This is a genomic window from Micromonospora auratinigra (genome assembly GCF_900089595.1).
Lineage (GTDB): Bacteria > Actinomycetota > Actinomycetes > Mycobacteriales > Micromonosporaceae > Micromonospora > Micromonospora auratinigra.
The window spans coordinates 6,572,394-6,587,870 of record NZ_LT594323.1; the positions used below are offsets into that span (position 1 = coordinate 6,572,394).

Annotated in this window: 16 protein-coding genes and 1 pseudogene; 12 read left to right on the plus strand and 5 right to left on the minus strand. The window is 74.9% G+C overall.

Annotated features, from left to right (window positions below; genetic code table 11):
- Window positions 1–48: 48 nt before the first annotated feature.
- Together GA0070611_RS30045 and GA0070611_RS30050 are read right to left on the minus strand one after the other, a co-directional pair.
- The gene (locus GA0070611_RS30045; protein ID WP_091671877.1) at window positions 49–498 is read right to left on the minus strand and encodes a ferritin-like domain-containing protein; all 450 of its coding nucleotides are present in this window, start codon (window positions 496–498) and stop codon (window positions 49–51) included.
- Window positions 498–1,022, minus strand: a complete 525-nt coding sequence (locus GA0070611_RS30050) for a hypothetical protein (RefSeq protein ID WP_407940397.1) — start codon at window positions 1,020–1,022, stop codon at window positions 498–500. Before GA0070611_RS30050 ends, GA0070611_RS30045 begins: the two co-directional genes overlap by 1 nt.
- A 189-nt stretch (window positions 1,023–1,211) precedes the next feature.
- Between GA0070611_RS30050 and rimP the strand changes: the two genes are divergently transcribed.
- The 10 genes and pseudogenes from rimP to GA0070611_RS30100 all read left to right on the plus strand — a co-directional run bounded on the left by rimP (window position 1,212) and on the right by GA0070611_RS30100 (window position 10,245).
- A complete protein-coding gene (gene rimP / locus GA0070611_RS30055; protein WP_091671880.1) occupies window positions 1,212–1,865 on the plus strand; it encodes a ribosome maturation factor RimP in 654 nt (217 codons plus the stop codon).
- Window positions 1,862–2,905, plus strand: a complete 1,044-nt coding sequence (gene nusA, locus GA0070611_RS30060) for a transcription termination factor NusA (RefSeq protein ID WP_091671883.1) — start codon at window positions 1,862–1,864, stop codon at window positions 2,903–2,905. Before rimP ends, nusA begins: the two co-directional genes overlap by 4 nt.
- A 16-nt stretch (window positions 2,906–2,921) precedes the next feature.
- A pseudogene (locus GA0070611_RS30065) lies at window positions 2,922–3,258 on the plus strand (YlxR family protein).
- Between the two features lie 93 nt (window positions 3,259–3,351).
- Window positions 3,352–6,369 (plus strand): translation initiation factor IF-2, encoded by a 3,018-nt coding sequence (gene infB / locus GA0070611_RS30070; protein ID WP_091671890.1) that lies wholly within the window; start codon window positions 3,352–3,354, stop codon window positions 6,367–6,369.
- 77 nt (window positions 6,370–6,446) lie between these two features.
- Window positions 6,447–7,490, plus strand: coding sequence for a TRM11 family SAM-dependent methyltransferase (locus tag GA0070611_RS30075; protein ID WP_091671892.1), 1,044 nt, complete (start codon window positions 6,447–6,449; stop codon window positions 7,488–7,490).
- A gap of 41 nt (window positions 7,491–7,531) precedes the next feature.
- Window positions 7,532–7,825 carry a DUF503 domain-containing protein gene (locus GA0070611_RS30080; protein WP_091419731.1) on the plus strand — a complete coding sequence of 98 codons (294 nt, stop codon included), beginning with the start codon at window positions 7,532–7,534 and terminating at the stop codon, window positions 7,823–7,825.
- Between the two features lie 200 nt (window positions 7,826–8,025).
- On the plus strand, window positions 8,026–8,529 hold the full coding sequence (gene rbfA, locus GA0070611_RS30085; RefSeq protein WP_091673682.1) for a 30S ribosome-binding factor RbfA: 504 nt from the start codon (window positions 8,026–8,028) through the stop codon (window positions 8,527–8,529).
- Complete coding sequence (locus GA0070611_RS30090) at window positions 8,526–9,560, plus strand: DHH family phosphoesterase (protein WP_091671894.1); 1,035 nt, start codon at window positions 8,526–8,528, stop codon at window positions 9,558–9,560. The genes rbfA and GA0070611_RS30090 overlap by 4 nt, the downstream gene beginning before the upstream one ends.
- Window positions 9,561–9,628: 68 nt before the next feature.
- Window positions 9,629–10,036 carry a hypothetical protein gene (locus GA0070611_RS30095; RefSeq protein WP_091671897.1) on the plus strand — a complete coding sequence of 136 codons (408 nt, stop codon included), beginning with the start codon at window positions 9,629–9,631 and terminating at the stop codon, window positions 10,034–10,036.
- Entirely contained in the window at window positions 10,036–10,245 is a 210-nt protein-coding gene (locus GA0070611_RS30100) for a DUF6186 family protein (protein WP_197676053.1), read from the plus strand. The genes GA0070611_RS30095 and GA0070611_RS30100 overlap by 1 nt, the downstream gene beginning before the upstream one ends.
- Before the next feature lie 600 nt (window positions 10,246–10,845).
- Here GA0070611_RS30100 and GA0070611_RS30110 read toward each other — a convergent pair.
- The gene (locus GA0070611_RS30110; RefSeq protein WP_091671905.1) at window positions 10,846–11,592 is read right to left on the minus strand and encodes an MIP/aquaporin family protein; all 747 of its coding nucleotides are present in this window, start codon (window positions 11,590–11,592) and stop codon (window positions 10,846–10,848) included.
- A 103-nt stretch (window positions 11,593–11,695) separates the two neighbouring features.
- On the opposite strand from GA0070611_RS30110, the gene GA0070611_RS30115 reads away from it, so the two are divergent.
- Window positions 11,696–13,024 (plus strand): MATE family efflux transporter, encoded by a 1,329-nt coding sequence (locus tag GA0070611_RS30115; protein ID WP_091671908.1) that lies wholly within the window; start codon window positions 11,696–11,698, stop codon window positions 13,022–13,024.
- 29 nt (window positions 13,025–13,053) lie between these two features.
- Here the strand turns inward: GA0070611_RS30115 and GA0070611_RS30120 are convergent, their stop codons facing one another.
- A complete protein-coding gene (locus GA0070611_RS30120; RefSeq protein ID WP_091671911.1) occupies window positions 13,054–14,076 on the minus strand; it encodes a hypothetical protein in 1,023 nt (340 codons plus the stop codon).
- Between the two features lie 46 nt (window positions 14,077–14,122).
- The gene (locus GA0070611_RS30125; protein ID WP_231921268.1) at window positions 14,123–14,416 is read right to left on the minus strand and encodes a hypothetical protein; all 294 of its coding nucleotides are present in this window, start codon (window positions 14,414–14,416) and stop codon (window positions 14,123–14,125) included.
- A gap of 157 nt (window positions 14,417–14,573) precedes the next feature.
- On the opposite strand from GA0070611_RS30125, the gene truB reads away from it, so the two are divergent.
- Window positions 14,574–15,458 (plus strand): tRNA pseudouridine(55) synthase TruB, encoded by an 885-nt coding sequence (truB, locus tag GA0070611_RS30130; RefSeq protein ID WP_091671913.1) that lies wholly within the window; start codon window positions 14,574–14,576, stop codon window positions 15,456–15,458.
- The last annotated feature ends 19 nt before the right edge of the window (window positions 15,459–15,477 follow it).

Consider the following 15,477-nt stretch of genomic DNA (forward strand, 5'->3'; position numbering starts at 1 on the left):
TATGCATACCTGGTATGCGGGCCGCAACCGGAGCGGGTGCCCGGCCGGTCAGCCCGGGCGGCCGGGGAAGGCCACGGTGACCGGAGTCACGCCGGCGGTCCGGCGCCACCGGGTCGCCCGCAGCGCGCAGTCGGTCAGCGCGGCCAGCGCCCGGTTGCGGTCCGCGCCGGTGGTGTGCGGCAGGGCCGCCCGCCAGTGCCCGGCGGCGCGCTCCTCGATCTCGACGGCCAGCCGCAGCGCGCTGGCCCGGTCGGTCACCGGGTACGGCAGGGCGTAGCCGGCGCGGTCCGCCGGCACCTGGCCGCCGTTGGCGCTGAGCTGGAGGATCAGCGCGTCGCGCCGGGCCCGGTGCGCCGCCTCGGCGGCCCGGGCGGACCGCCGGGCGGCGTCGGCCAGGTGCACGCCGATCACCCCGTACGCCCAGATGGCCGCGTACTCGGCGGTGAGCGCGTCGGCGAGGGCCTGGGTCGGCCCGCCGGTCGGTGCGGTGCGCGGCATCACTTCAGTGCCTCCACGTGGGTCGCCCGGGCGGCGGCGATCGAGCCGAGCAGGGCGGCCCGCTCCGCGGGGGCGGCGGCGCAGGCCTTCGCCGCGTTCTCCCGGCCCTGCTGCTCCGCCGTGCGCAGCCCGGCCAGCAGCCCGGCGGGGTCGGTGCCGGCCGGGGTGGGCGAGGCGGCCGGGGAGCCGCCGGGCGCGGGCCGGCCGATCACCCGCCGCAGCTCCTCGGCGTGCGCCCGGTGCGCGTCGGCGATCGGGGTCAGCCGCCCGGCCAGGTCGGGGCTGGCGGCCAGGGCCGCCCGGTGCCGGGCCTCCAGGGCGGCCGACTCGGCCGCGAGCGGCTCCAGCGGGTCCGGCGGCGGGGAGGGATCGTGCCGGTCGAAAAGATCACAGCCGGTCAGCGGCACGGCCGTGCCCCCGAGGGCGACCAGCGCCCCGGCGCGCAGGAGGTTACGCCGGGAATGCCCCGGTCCTTCCTGATGCGATGTCGTTCTGCCCCTCGCCACCGGACAAGTCAACACCATCGGCGCCGTCCCGTGGGCCATCGGCGTCGGTGCGCCGCCGGGGCCGCCGCCCGCGCCGCGCGTTACGCTCTGCGCAGCCACCGGGCGCGTACGCCCCGGTGGCGCGCCGGCATGGCGGGCCGCCCGGCCCGTCGGCGAGCGCGAGCACGACGGGCCACGCGGTCCGCGAACAGCAGAGAGGTGCGCCAGATGACGCAGCGTGGCCGTGCCACCAGGCCGACGGGGCCCGCCGGGCGTCCCCGCCGGTCCGAGGGGCCCCGTACCGGGGACCGGGCCGGCGCACCCCGCGGAGACCTGGCCGCCCGCCGCGCCCGGCTGCGCGAGGTGATCGAGCCGGTGGTCACCGCCGCCGGCTACGACCTCGAGGACCTCTCCGTCTCCCGGGCCGGTCGCCGGCACGTCGTGCGCGTGATCGTGGACGCCGACGGCGGGATCAACCTGGACGCCGTCGCCGACGTCTCCCGGGCCGTCTCGGCCGCGCTGGACGAGGCGGAGGAGGCCGGTGGCGACATCGTGGCCGGCGAGTACCAGCTGGAGGTCAGCTCGCCGGGCGTGGACCGGCCGCTCACCCTGCCCCGGCACTGGCGGCGCAACACCGGCCGACTGGTCAAGGTGACCGTGCGGGGAGCCGCGGGGGAGCGCCAGCTGACCGGCCGGGTGATCGAGGCCGACGACGCGCGGGTGGTGCTGGAGACCGACACCGGTCGCGTGGAGCACCCGTACGCGGAGCTCGGGCCCGGCCGGGTCCAGGTGGAGTTCACCCGCCTGGACGAGATCGCCGACGAGGAGTTCGACGGCGACGACATCGACGACGAAGATGATGTGGAGGACGAGGAGAGGTGAACATCGACCTCGCGGCGCTGCGCGCACTGGAGCGCGAGCGGGAGATCCCGTTCGACACCATCCTCGCGGCGATCGAGACCGCGTTGCTGACCGCCTACCGGCACACCGACGGCGCCGAGCCGCACGCCCGGGTGGAGATCGACCGCAAGTCGGGCACCGCCTCGGTGTACGCCCAGGAGCTGGACGAGGACGGCTCGGTGGTGCGGGAGTGGGACGACACCCCGCACGACTTCGGCCGGATCGCCGCCATGACGGCGAAGCAGGTGATCCTCCAGCGGCTGCGGGAGGCCACCGACGAGGTGCACTTCGGCGAGTACGTCGGCCGCGACGGTGACCTGGTCACCGGCGTGGTGCAGGCGCACGAGGCGCGGGCCGAGAAGGGCATCGTCAGCGTCGACCTGGGCAAGCTGGAGGGCGTCCTGCCCCAGTCCGAGCAGGTCCCCGGCGAGCGGTACGCGCACGGCGAGCGGATCCGCTGCGTCGTGGTGCACGTGGCCAAGGGCATGCGGGGTCCGCAGATCACCCTGTCCCGTTCGCACCCGGCGCTGGTGAAGAAGCTCTTCGCCCTGGAGGTCCCGGAGATCGCCGACGGCACGGTCGAGATCGGTGCGATCGCCCGTGAGGCGGGTCACCGGACGAAGATCGCGGTGCGCTCGACCGCCTCCGGCGTCAACGCCAAGGGCGCCTGCATCGGGCCGATGGGCCAGCGGGTACGCGCGGTGATGAGCGAGCTGCACGGCGAGAAGATCGACATCATCGACTGGTCGGACGACCCGGCCACCTTCGTCGGCAACGCGCTCTCGCCGGCCAAGGCGCTCCGGGTCGAGGTGGTCGACCTGGCCAGCCGGACCGCCCGGGTGACCGTGCCGGACTTCCAGCTCTCGCTGGCGATCGGCCGGGAAGGGCAGAACGCCCGACTCGCTGCCCGGTTGACCGGTTGGCGGATCGACATCCGGTCCGACGCCGAGCAGGTGGGAGGCGCCAACCGGGGCGCTGCTGATCACGTACCCGAGCCGGGCGGCGCGATCTCGAACAGCTAGGGGTAGACTTACTCCAGTGGCACGACGCGCGCTACCGGAGCGCACCTGTGTGGGCTGCCGGAAGCGAGCGCCGGCCAGCGAGTTGCTGCGGATCGTCGCGATCGGCGACGAGGTGGGTCATTGCCGCCTCCGACCTGATCCGGCCCGCAGGTTGCCGGGTCGGGGAGCGAACATGCACCCGGATCCGGCCTGCTTCGCGCAGGCGGTGCGGCGGCGCGCCTTCGGGCGGGCGCTGCGGGTCACCGGGATCGTGGATCACGGTGCGCTGGCGGAGCATGTTGACGCGCAAACCCCGACGACCGGTCAAACCCGACCGGCCGAGGGGCGCTAGCAAGGTAGGACGACCGACATGAGCACACGATGAAGTCCCTGAAATGACCAGGCTTCAAGTGCAGGAGTGAGGTCGCTGCGGGTGCTGCCCGCACGACCTCGGAGTGAGGAGTGCAGTGGCAGGAAAGGCCCGCGTACACGAGCTTGCCAAGGAGCTCGGGGTCGAGAGTAAGACCGTGCTCGCCAAGCTGAAGGAAATGGGCGAGTTCGTCAAGTCCGCGTCCAGCACCGTCGAAGCACCCGTGGCCCGACGGCTGCGGGGCGCCTTCGTCGCGTCCGCCGGTGGTTCCTCGGCGCCGGCCGCCCCGCAGGCGGCCGCCCCGAGCCCGGCGCCGACCCCGACGCCGACCCCGACCCCGGGTGCCCCCCGGGTATCGGCCAAGCCGATGCCGCCGCGGCGGCCGGCCGCGCCGACCCCTGGACCGAAGCCCAAGGGCCCGGTCCCCGGCCCGCCGCAGCCGGCGACCCCGGTCGCCAAGCCGGCGAGCGCACACGACATCGAGGTGGCCGCCGCCGAGGCGCGCGCCGCCGCGCTGAAGGCTGAGCAGGAGGCCGCGGTCAAGGCCGCCCAGGCCGCCCGCCAGCAGCAGCGCGAGAACGTCCGACGGGAGCCCCCGACCGAGGGTGGCCCGCGGCCCGGCCCGGGCCCGCGTCCGGGTCCGGGTGGCATGGCGCCCCGTCCGGGTTCCCCGGCCGCCGGTCGCCCCGGCGCGCCGGCCCCGGGTCCGAACGCCCGTCCGGGTGGTCGCCCGCCGGCGCGCGGCGCCGGTAACAACCCGTTCGGCATCCAGGGCGGCCAGCAGCAGCGGCCGCCGGCCGCCGGTGCCGGTGGTCCCCGTCCCAGCCCGGCGGGCATGCCGCCGCGGCCCAGCCCGGCCTCCATGCCGCCGCGGCCCAGCCCGGCGTCCATGCCGAGCCAGCGGCCCACCACGGGTCGTCCCGGTGGTCCCGGCGGCGGTCGGGGTGGACCCGGCGGCGGCGCCGGTCGTCCCGGTGGCGGCGGTGGCGGTTTCCGCGGCGGTCCCGGTGGCGGCGGCGGTGGCGGTGGCTACCGCGGCGGTCCCGGTGGCGGCGGCGGTGGCGGTGGCTACCGCGGCGGTCCCGGTGGCGGCGGCGGTGCCGGTGCTCCCGGCGGCGGCTTCCGTCCGGGTGGTCCGGCCGGCGGCGGTGGCCGTCCGGGTGGTGGCGGTCGTGGCCGTGGCGGCGGCGCCGCGGGTGCCTTCGGGCGTCCGGGTGGTCGGCCGACCCGCGGTCGCAAGTCCAAGAAGCAGCGCAGACAGGAGTTCGACAACCTGTCGGCCCCGACCATGTCCTCGGGTGCCCCCCGGGGTCAGGGTCAGGTCGTCCGGCTGTCCCGTGGCGCCTCGCTGTCGGACTTCGCCGACAAGATCAACGCCAACCCGGGTTCGCTGGTCCAGGAGATGTTCAACCTGGGCGAGATGGTGACCGCGACCCAGTCCTGCTCCGACGAGACCCTGCTGCTGCTGGGTGAGCACCTCGGCTTCGACGTGCAGATCGTCAGCCCGGAGGACGAGGACCGCGAACTGCTCGCGCAGTTCAACATCGACCTCGACGCCGAGGTCGCGGCGGACCGCCTGGTCAGCCGTGCGCCGGTGGTGACCGTCATGGGTCACGTCGACCACGGTAAGACCAAGCTGCTCGACGCGATCCGCAAGGCGAACGTCGTGGCCGGTGAGGCGGGTGGCATCACCCAGCACATCGGCGCCTACCAGGTCCACGTCCCGCACGAGGGCGAGGACCGGGCGGTCACCTTCATCGACACCCCGGGTCACGAGGCGTTCACCGCCATGCGTGCCCGTGGTGCCCAGGTCACGGACATCGTGATCCTGGTGGTGGCGGCCGACGACGGCGTGATGCCGCAGACCATCGAGGCGCTCAACCACGCCAAGGCGGCGGACGTGCCGATCGTGGTCGCGGTCAACAAGGTCGACAAGCCGGACGCCAACCCGGACAAGGTCCGCCAGCAGCTGACCGAGTACGGCCTGGTCGCCGAGGAGTACGGCGGCGACACCATGTTCGTCAACGTGGCGGCCAAGCCCGGCATCGGCATCGACGAGCTGCTCGAGGCCGTGCTGCTGACCGCCGACGCGTCGCTGGAGCTGACCGCTCCGATCGACGGGCCGGCGCAGGGTGTCGCCATCGAGGCGCACCTGGACAAGGGCCGTGGTGCGGTGGCGACCGTCCTGGTGCAGAAGGGCACCCTGCGGGCCGGCGACTCGATCGTCGCCGGTGGGGCGCACGGCCGGGTCCGGGCGATGCTGGACGAGAACGGCACTCCGGTCGACGAGGCCGGGCCGGCGCGTCCGGTCATGGTGCTGGGTCTGACCACGGTGCCGGGTGCGGGTGACACCTTCCTGGCCGCCGAGGACGACCGCACCGTGCGGCAGATCGCCGAGCAGCGGCAGGCACGGCGGCGGGCGGCCTCGTTCGCCAACTCCCGTGGCCGGGCCACTCTCGAGACGCTCATGGAGCAGCTCAAGGAGGGCGAGAAGACCTCGCTCAACCTGGTGCTCAAGGGCGACGGCTCCGGTTCCGTGGAGGCGCTCGAGGACGCGCTGTTCAACCTGGACATCCCCGAGGAGGTCCAGCTCCGGATCATCCACCGGGGCGTGGGTGCGATCACCGAGAGCGACGTCATGCTCGCGAGCGCCTCGAACGAGGCGGTCACGATCATCGGCTTCAACGTGCGGGCCGCCAACAAGGTCCGCGAGATCGCCGACCGCGAGGGCGTGGAGATCCGGTACTACACGGTCATCTACCAGGCCATCGAGGAGATCGACGCCGCGCTCAAGGGTCTGCTCAAGCCGGAGTACGAGGAGGTCGAGCTGGGCACCGCGGAGATCCGCGACGTCTTCCGCTCGTCCAAGATCGGCAACATCTCCGGCTGTATCGTCCGGTCCGGCCTCATCCGCCGCAACGCCAAGGCGCGGCTGCTGCGGGACGGGGCGGTCGTGGCGGACAACCTCACGATCAGCTCCCTGAAGCGGTTCAAGGACGACGCGACCGAGGTCCGCGAAGGCTTCGAGTGTGGTCTGACCCTGGCCGGGTTCAACAACGTCCAGGTCGGCGACATCATCGAGACCTTCGAGATGCGGGAGAAGCCGCGCGCCTGAGCGGTGTGAACTGACGACGGCCGGGGCCCTCAGGGCCCCGGCCGTCGCCGTTTCCGCAGGCTGGAACAATCTGCGGCGTGTCCAGGTACGCGCTGCTGCTCGCCCCGTCCGCCAACCGTGTCTACGCCGACGCCGCCGCCCGGCTGGCCCGCGCCGAGCTGGAGGTCTACGCCGGCTCCGGGGTGCTCGACGCGGCCCCGGCCGACGCCGAGGTGACCCGGATCGGCGGGGTGGAGTACCTGACCTTCACCGCCCCCGCGCCCGGGCTCGGCCCCCGCGACCTGGCCCACCTGGCGAACCTGTCGGCGGCGTACGCGCTCTTCGAGCGGGTGGGGGAGGACCTGCTGCGGCCGGTGCCGCTGCACCCGCTGGCGCGCTACGACTCCGACCTGATCACCATCCAGAAGTACGCCGGCAAGACCAACGAGCAGTTCACCCGGCTGCTTCTCAACGTCACGCTGCTCGCCTCGGCCGCCGCGCCCCGGATGCTGGACGGCGGCCTCGTGGTGCTGGACCCGCTCTGCGGCCGGGGCACCACCCTCAACCAGGCGCTGATGTACGGCCACGACGGCATCGGCGTCGAGCGCGACAGCCAGGACGTGGAGGCGTACACGGCGTTCCTGAAGACGTGGCTGCGTCGCAAGCGGCTCAAGCACACGGCGGAGACCACGTCGGTGCGCCGGGACCGCAAGCTGATCGCCCGCCGGTTCGAGGCGGTGCTCTCCCCGTCCCGCGACGAGCACCGGGCCGGCGTCACCCAGCGGGTCGTCGTGCTGAACACCGACACCACCCGGGCCCGTGAGGTGCTCCGGGCCCGCTGCGCCGACGTGATCGTGACCGACGCGCCGTACGGGGTGGCCCACGGCAGCCGTACCGGAGCGGGGTTGTCCCGCAGCCCGCTGGAGCTGCTCACCGCCGCCGTGCCGGTCTGGCGGGAGCTGCTGCGGCCGGGCGGCGCGGTGGGATTGTCCTGGAACACCCACGTGGCCCCGCGCGCGGCGGCCGAGGCGGTGCTGACCGACGCCGGCCTGCGGGTGGTCGACGGGCCCGGCTGGCGTGACCTCGCCCACCGGGTCGACCAGGCGATCGAGCGGGACGTGCTGGTGGCGGTCGCCCCTTAATCGCGTGCCGGGCGGCGCCCGCCCGCGTACCGTTGCTCGCCGTGTATACCGGAACCGCGCTGTTCGACCTGTTGCTCCCGGGCGACTCCCGCTCGCTGAAGGCGAAGCGCTCCTACGTCCGGCCGATCGTCGCGGCGCTGCGCAAGTTCGAGGTCTCGGCCGCCGAGGTGGGCGCGCTCGACCTGCACGGTCGGGCCGAGATCGGGGTGGCCGTGGTGGCCGCCGAGCCGGCCCACGTCCGCGAGGTGCTGGACTCCTGCGAGCGGCTGATCGCCGCCCGTCCGGAGACCGAGCTGTTGTCGGTGCGCCGCCGCCTGCACGGCGCGGACGACTGACCCCGTCGGCGCGTCGCGCGGCTGCCCGGCCGTGCCGCGCGACGCCCGACCGGACGCGGGTAATGTTCTTCGACGTTGGGCGGTCGGACCCGGCGGCGCCCGGCGTCGTCGTCTCCGGCCGACGGCTCGCGAGCACGGCCCGGCGCATCCGCGCCGGCCCGGATCGGAGCCGGTGAACCGTGATCGTGGAGGTGGGGGACATGTCGGATCCGGCCAAGGTACGTCGGCACGCGGAGCGCATCCGTGAACTGGTCGCGTCGGTGGTGCGGAGCCAGATCAAGGACCCCCGGCTCGGCATGGTCACCATCACCGACGCCCGGATCACCGCCGACCTGCGCGACGCCACGGTCTTCTACACCGTGCTCGGTGACGCGGCGGCCCAGGCCAGCACCGCCGCCGCGCTGGAGAGCGCCAAGGGCATGCTGCGCAGCACCGTCGGCAAGGCGCTCGGGCTGCGGCACTCGCCGACCCTGACCTTCGTCCTGGACGACGTGCAGGACCAGGTCAAGCACATCGACGACCTGCTCGCCGCGGCCCGGAACGCGGACGCCGAGGTGCAGCGGCTGGCGGCCGGCGCGCAGTACGCGGGCGAGCCGCAGCCGTACCGGGTCGACGAGGACGACGAGGACGCCGACGAGCAGACCGGCGACGCCGACGAGCAGACCGGGGACACCGACGGGCCGCGCGGCGGCGACGCCCGGTGACCTCGCCCGCGCCGGCCGGCACCGGTCCCACCGAGGCCGACTGGGCGGCCGCCGTCGCGGCGGTGCGCGGGCTCCCCGCCACCGCCCGGGTGCTGTTGATCTGCCACGTCAACCCGGACGGCGACGCGCTCGGCAGCATGCTCGGCTTCGGGCTGGGCCTGCGGCGGCTCGGCGTACGGCAGCTCCAGGCGACCTTCCCGGGGCCGCCGGAGGTGCCGGAGTCGTTCCGCTGGCTGCCCGGCATCGAGCTGCTGGTCCCGCAGGACGAGGCGTACCCGGATCCCGACCTGGTCATCTGCTTCGACGCGGCCAGCGAGTCCCGGCTGGGTGACCTGGTCGACCGGTTGGCCGGGTCGGGCGCCGCGCTGGTGCTGGACCACCACGCCTCGAACACCCGGTTCGGCGGCATCCACCTGGTGGATCCGCACGCGGCGGCCACCTCGGTGGTCGCCGAGGAGCTGCTGCGCCGGCTCGGGGTGGCGCTCGACGCGGAGATCGCCACCGGCCTCTACGTGGCGCTGAGCACGGACACCGGCTCGTTCCGCTTCGAGGCCACCACCCCGGCGGTGCATGCGATGGCCGGCCGGTTGCTGGCCACCGGCATCCGCCCGGGGGAGATCTCCCGGCGGATCTACGACACCCGGCCGTTCGGCGCGGTCCGGCTCTTCGGCGAGGTGCTGCTCCGGGCCCGGCTCGAACCGGCGGCCGCCGCGGGGCACGGGCTGGTCTGGACATACGCCACCCGGGACGACCTGGCCCGGCACGACCAGCCGGCGTACGTGCTGGAGGCGCTGATCGACTCGGTGCGGTGCACGGCCGAGGCGGACGTGGCGTGCGTGGTGAAGCAGGTGAGCGACCGGGAGTGGGCGGTGTCGCTGCGCAGCAAGGGCGCGGTGGACGTGAGCGCGGTGGCGGTGGCGCTCGGCGGGGGCGGGCACCGGTTCGCGGCCGGGTTCACCGGTCGGGGCACCGTCGACGAGGTGGTGGCGTCGATCCGGGCCGAGCTGTCCGGGGCGCTGCTGGCCGGCTGAGACCTTAGGGGGCGACTCCGGGGCGTGCCGGTCTTCCCGCTGTGCGTGACGGTGGGGACAATCGGGAGATGGATCACCCCCGCGAGCTCACCGTCGACGCCCGGGCCAGTTGGGACCGCCCGGTCGTCTCCGTGCCGGTGCTGATCTGCCTCTCCCTGGTCGGCGGGCAGTTGCCCTCCTTCTCGGCCCAGGCCAACCTCTACAGCTTCGGCACGGGTGGCGTGCTGATCTGGATCGGCCTGAGCAACCGGGTGCCGCGCCGACCCGCCCCTCGCCGCCTCGCCCCCGGCGCGCTCTGGTGGCTGCTGCCCGCCATCGTCTTCGGGATCTTCGAGGGGACGACGTTCGTGCTCTCGGTGGGGGACGACTTCCCCACCTTCTCCCGGTTGGCCGACCCGCTGCTGGAGGACCATGTGGTCCGGTCGGCCGCCTGGTTCGCCTGGCTGGCCGCGTTCTGGGGGATGGTCCGCCGATGATGCGCGCGCTGGCGATCACCGGCTTCGCGACCGCGCTGCTGCTCGCCGCGGCGATCGAGTGGGCCGCCCGCCGGGAGGGTTCCCGGATCCCGTCGCTGGCCGACGTCTGCGCCGTCGTGATGCGCTACGAGGTCGGCCCGGTGCCGGTGGGCCGGATCGGTCTGTTCGGGTTCTGGTGGTGGCTGGGCTGGCACTTCCTGGCCCGCTGACCGGACGGTCAGCGTGTCCGCATTGCGGGAAGCCTGGGCAGCATGTGGAAAATGAACGTTAACTTGGGTGCGGGGCCGGTGCCGTCGAGGCGCTGGTCACGGGCGGTGGCCCCGCACCCGGCGCCACCTCCCTCCAGGGTCGGACCGACCCGGGCTCACGCTGCCAGGCGAGCCGCTCCGGTGATCCCGGACCGCTCTCCCGGCGCTCAGCACGACGACGACTTCGCGACGCGGCCGGTGCCGCGCCGGGTCGGGGTCGTCGCCGCCCGTAGGGCCACCGTGGCGGTGGTCCGCACCTGGAGAGGGACTCCCATGGCGACCAAGCACAAGCCGCAGACCGAGACCACCACCGACGAGGCGCGCGAGCAGATGCGCCGCGCGCTGCAGACCTCCATGGACACCCGTCAGTGACGTACGCCGTCCGGCGGTGACGCCGGCTCGACCGACGTCACCGCCGCACCGGTCCCACCCCTGCACCTCCGCCGGGTGGCGATCCGGTGTCCATCAAGAGGTTCGCGTCACGGCCGAGGTCACGCGGTGACGCAATCCCCTTGATCGACTCGTGCGGGTGCCCAGGGGCGCCCGGGGTCGGGGCGGGGGTCAGTGGCGGACGGTGCCCTGGGCGACGCGGCGGCTGGCGCGGGTGCCGCCGGGGCCGCGCAGCAGGACGGCGAGACCGACCGCCACGGGGACCGCGAGCAGTGGCCCGAGCAGGTACGCCCACCAGGCCCGGGGTTGCCCGTAGACGAGGGCCGGGCCGAGGGAGCGGAACACGTTCATCGACGCCCCGGTGAGCGGGGAGGCCCAGAGCCCGGCGAGCGCCAGGTAGCCGCCGACGGCCACGGCGGCCAGCGGGCCCACGTTCTGCGCGCCGGAGGCGGTGCCGAGGATGGTGCTGATCAGTCCGACGGTGAGCACCAGCTCCCAGGCCAGGGCCAGCGGAGTGCCGACGCCCGGGGCCGGCAGGGTCAGCCCGGCGGTGCCGTGCCCGCCGAGCAGGCCGGCCAGCAGCCCGGCCGCCGCCACGGAGCCGGCGAACTGGGCGGCCAGGTAGCCCGGCACCCGCCGCCAGGGGAAGTCCCGGCGCAGCGCGAAGGCGAGCGTGACCGAGGGGTTCAGATGGGCGCCGGAGACCGCGCCCATGAACAGGATGATCGAGGCCACCATCAGCCCGGGGGCGACCACCGCCGCGGTCCGGCTGACCTGCTCGCCGCCGACCCGCTGGTTGACCACGCCGGGCCCGACCGAGACGAGCACCAGGAAGAAGGTGCCGAGCAGTTCCCCGAAGACCCGACGCCACCAGACGGGGTTGGCGCCGCCGACGATCGGGTCCCGGCTGGCCGGCATGGCCTCACCGTACGACGCCCGTCGGTCGGCCCGGACCGGTACGGCCAGGTAAGTGTTGCCCAGCCTTGCATCCCTTACTGAGCGCATGCCAGGATCGGCGTCGATGAGCCAGACCGCCACCCCCGCCCCCGCCGGCGTCGCCTCGCCCCGCCGGATCGCCGCGCTCGCGCTGCCGGCGCTCGTGGTGCTCGCCGCCGAGCCGCTCTACGTGCTGGTCGACACCGCCGTCGTGGGCCACCTGGGCCGGGTGCCGCTCGCCGCGCTCGCCGTCGGCGGCACCGTGATGACGCTCACCGCCTGGCTCGGCACCGTCGTCGCGTACGGCACCACCGGCCGGTCGGCCCGGCGGTTCGGCTCCGGCGACCGGGCCGCCGCGGTGGCCGAGGGCGTGCAGGCGTCCTGGCTGGCGCTCACCGTCGGGGTGCTGGTGGCGCTCGCCATCGGCGTCGGCGGCGGATGGCTGGCGCGTACCCTCGTCGGCGGTCCCGGTGCGGTCGCCGACGCCGCCGCGACCTGGCTGCGGGTCGCCGCGCTCGGCGCCCCCGGCCTGCTGCTCGCCGCCGCCGGCAACGGCTGGCTGCGCGGCGTGCAGGACACCCGCCGCCCGCTGCTCTTCGTGCTCGCGCCCAACCTGCTCTCCGCGCTGCTCTGCCCGCTGCTGGTCTACCCGCTCGGGCTCGGCCTGACCGGCTCGGCGGTGGCGAACGCGGTCGCGCAGACCCTCTCCGGTGGCCTCTTCGCGGCGGCCCTGGTGCGCGAGCGGGTCGCGCTGCGCCCCCGGCCCCGGACGATCGGCCAGCAGTTGGTGCTCAGCCGGGACCTGCTCATCCGGGGCGTCGCCTTCCAGGCGAGCTTCCTCTCCGCCACCGCCGTCGCGGCCCGGTTCGGCGCCGCCGCGGTCGGCGCCCACCAGATCGCCGTACAACTGTGGTTCTTCACCGCCCTGGTGCTGGACGCGCTGGCGATCGCCGCGCAGTCGCTGGTCGGTGCGGCGCTCGGGGCCGGCGACGCGGCCGGAGCGCGGGCGCTGGCCCGCCGGGTCGCCCTGGTCGGTGGTGCCTGCGGCGTGGCGTTCGCGGTGCTGATCGCCGCCGGCGCCGGCCTGGTCCCGGCCTGGTTCAGCAGCGATGCGCAGGTACGCGAGCAGGCCATGGTCGCCTGGCCGTGGTTCGTCGCGCTCCAGCCGATCGGCGGCGTGGTGTTCGCCCTCGACGGGGTGCTGATCGGCGCGGGAGACGTCCGCTACCTGCGCAACCTCACCATCGTGGCGGCGCTGGGCGGCTTCCTGCCGGCGATCTGGCTGGCCTACGGGCTCGACCTGGGGCTGGGCGGGATCTGGGCCGGGCTGACCCTGTTCGTGCTGCTGCGGCTGGTCGCGTTGCTGCTGCGGCTGCGCTCGGGCGGCTGGGCGGTCGTCGGCGCGGTCCGCTGACCAGCGCCGCCCGGTTCGACACACCGGGCTCAGCAGTCCTCGCCGTCGCCCGGCTCCCAGCCCGGGTCGTACACGTCGGCGGTCGGTGCCGGCCCGGGCCGCAGCAGCGGGCGGTGGGCCGGGTCGTTCTCCAACGCCAGGTAGCCCTTGCGCAGCGCCGCGCAGGGAGCGCCGGCCACCGTGACGTCGGCGGACCCGACCCAGAGCCCGCGCGTGGCGGGCCGCACGTCGGCCGGGTGCGGGAACTGCCACACCACCTGGTCGCGCACCGTCACCAGCTCCGCCCCGGGCGGGAACTGCTGCGCCAGCAACAGGTCGAACGAGTAGACCCAGATGAACCGGGTCGTGACGTTCAGGACCCGGACCCCCTCGTCGGTCGTCCCGGCCGCGTACTCGACCGTGCCCCGGACCCGGATGCCGTCCTCCGGCACCCAGCGCGGGTCGGCGTCCGGCGCGATCCGGGTGGCGAAGCCGAGCGCGCTGCCCCTGGTCAGGTTCTCGGTGGCCCGCGCCCGCGCGTCGGGCGCCAAGCCGGCGAGGAACGGCTGCGGGTCGCCGCCCAGCATGCGGCTGCGCAGCCGGCCCTCGACCAGTGCCCCCCGTACGGCGGCCAGCGCCGCGGTGACCTGCTTCGCGGTGAACGGCCCGGTGGCCCGGGCGGCCGGCAGCACGATCCCGGCCTCGCCCTCGGCGAAGCTCTCGGCCGGCGTGCCGAGGAAGACGCCGAGGGTGTTGCCGTTCCCGTCGACCGGGCGCGGCGGCTGCGCCGAGCGGGTCGGCAGGATCCCCTCGCCCCGGTGGACCTTGTCCACGAACCCCCAGCCGGCGGCGCCGACGACGGCCAGCAGGCCGACCACCAGCAGCGCGCCCACCCCGGCGAGCAGCTTGCCGCTGTGCCGGTCCCAACCGAGCCGGAGCCGCTCGGCGCGGGTCAGCTCGTGCTCCTGGACCGGATGGCGCATCCAGTCCGGGATGCGTACCGGCTCGTCGTCGGTGGCGAAGAGCTGGTCGAACCGGCGGGCCGGCTCGGGGGCGGGGTTCTGGTCGGTCATTCCGGTCCCTGCGCGAATCGGTGGACGCTCTGGCGGCGGGCGGCGCTCAGACCGCGCCGCGACGGATCTGGTAGAGCAGGTACAAGGTGCCGACCACCAGGCAGGTGGCCGTCACGCCGACGAAGACGAACGACCCGATCGCCGCGACCACCGGGTGCCGCTCGCCGAACCGGCTGCGGTCCCGCCAGGCCCAGAGCCGGCGGCGCGCGGCGTGCAGCCGGGGCACGGAGTCGACCAGGTCGGAGAGCCGGCGGCCGGGCGTGCGCCGGGGCGGTTCCGGATTGCGCATCCAGTCCGGCAGGTCTACCCGGGGGCGGTGCTGGTGGGACGGGTTCGGCACGGCGGGCTCCCGGGGGCGGTGAGGGGGTGGCCGCAGTCTGCCGGAACCGGGGCGCGCGGCGCGACCCCGTTCCCGCCGGCGGGTCCCGGAGGCACCGGTCGATCGAGGTGGCATCCGCCGCGTGGGCGGTCATCCGGCTCTGGCAGGCTTGGCGGTCGTGAGCACAGACGGTCTGATCGTGGTCGACAAGCCCGGCGGCATGACGTCGCACGACGTGGTGGCACGGATCCGGCGGCTGGCCCGTACCCGGCGGGTGGGGCACGGCGGCACCCTGGACCCGATGGCCACCGGCGTGCTGGTGATCGGCGTGGGCCGGGCCACCCGGCTGCTCACCTACGTGATCGGCGCCGGCAAGAGCTACACCGCCACGATCCGGCTCGGTCAGGCCACCGTCACCGACGACGCCGAGGGCGACGTGATCGCCACCACCCCGGCCGGCGGGATCACCGACGAGGCGGTCCGCGGCGCGCTGGCCGCGCTCACCGGCGAGATCGACCAGGTGCCGAGCGCGGTCAGCGCCATCAAGATCAACGGAGAGCGGGCGTACAAGCGGGTCCGCGAGGGGGAGAGCGTCGAGCTGCCCGCCCGCCGGGTCACCGTCTCCCGCCTCGACGTGCTCGCCGTGCGCCGGGACACGCCCGACGTGGTGGACGTCGACGTGGACGTGACCTGCTCCTCCGGCACGTACATCCGGGCCATCGCCCGGGACGCGGGCCTGGCGCTCGGCGTCGGCGGCCACCTGACCGCGCTGCGCCGTACCGCCGTCGGCGGTTTCCGGCTGGCCGAGGCGGCCACCCTCGACGAGCTGGAGCAGCGCGCGCCCGAGGTGGTCAACCTGCCGCTGGAGGCCGCCGCCGACCGCTACTTCCCGCGCCGCGACGCCACGCCCGAGGAGGCGAAGGTCCTCTCCCACGGTGGCCCGCTGGCGCCGGTCGGCATCACCGGCCCGTACGCCGTCTTCGGCCCGGACGGCGGGCTGATCGCTATCGTCAGCGAGCGGGACGGCCGGGCCCGCGCGGAGATCGTCCTCGCCCCGGCCTGAGCCGGCGGCGCGAACAGGG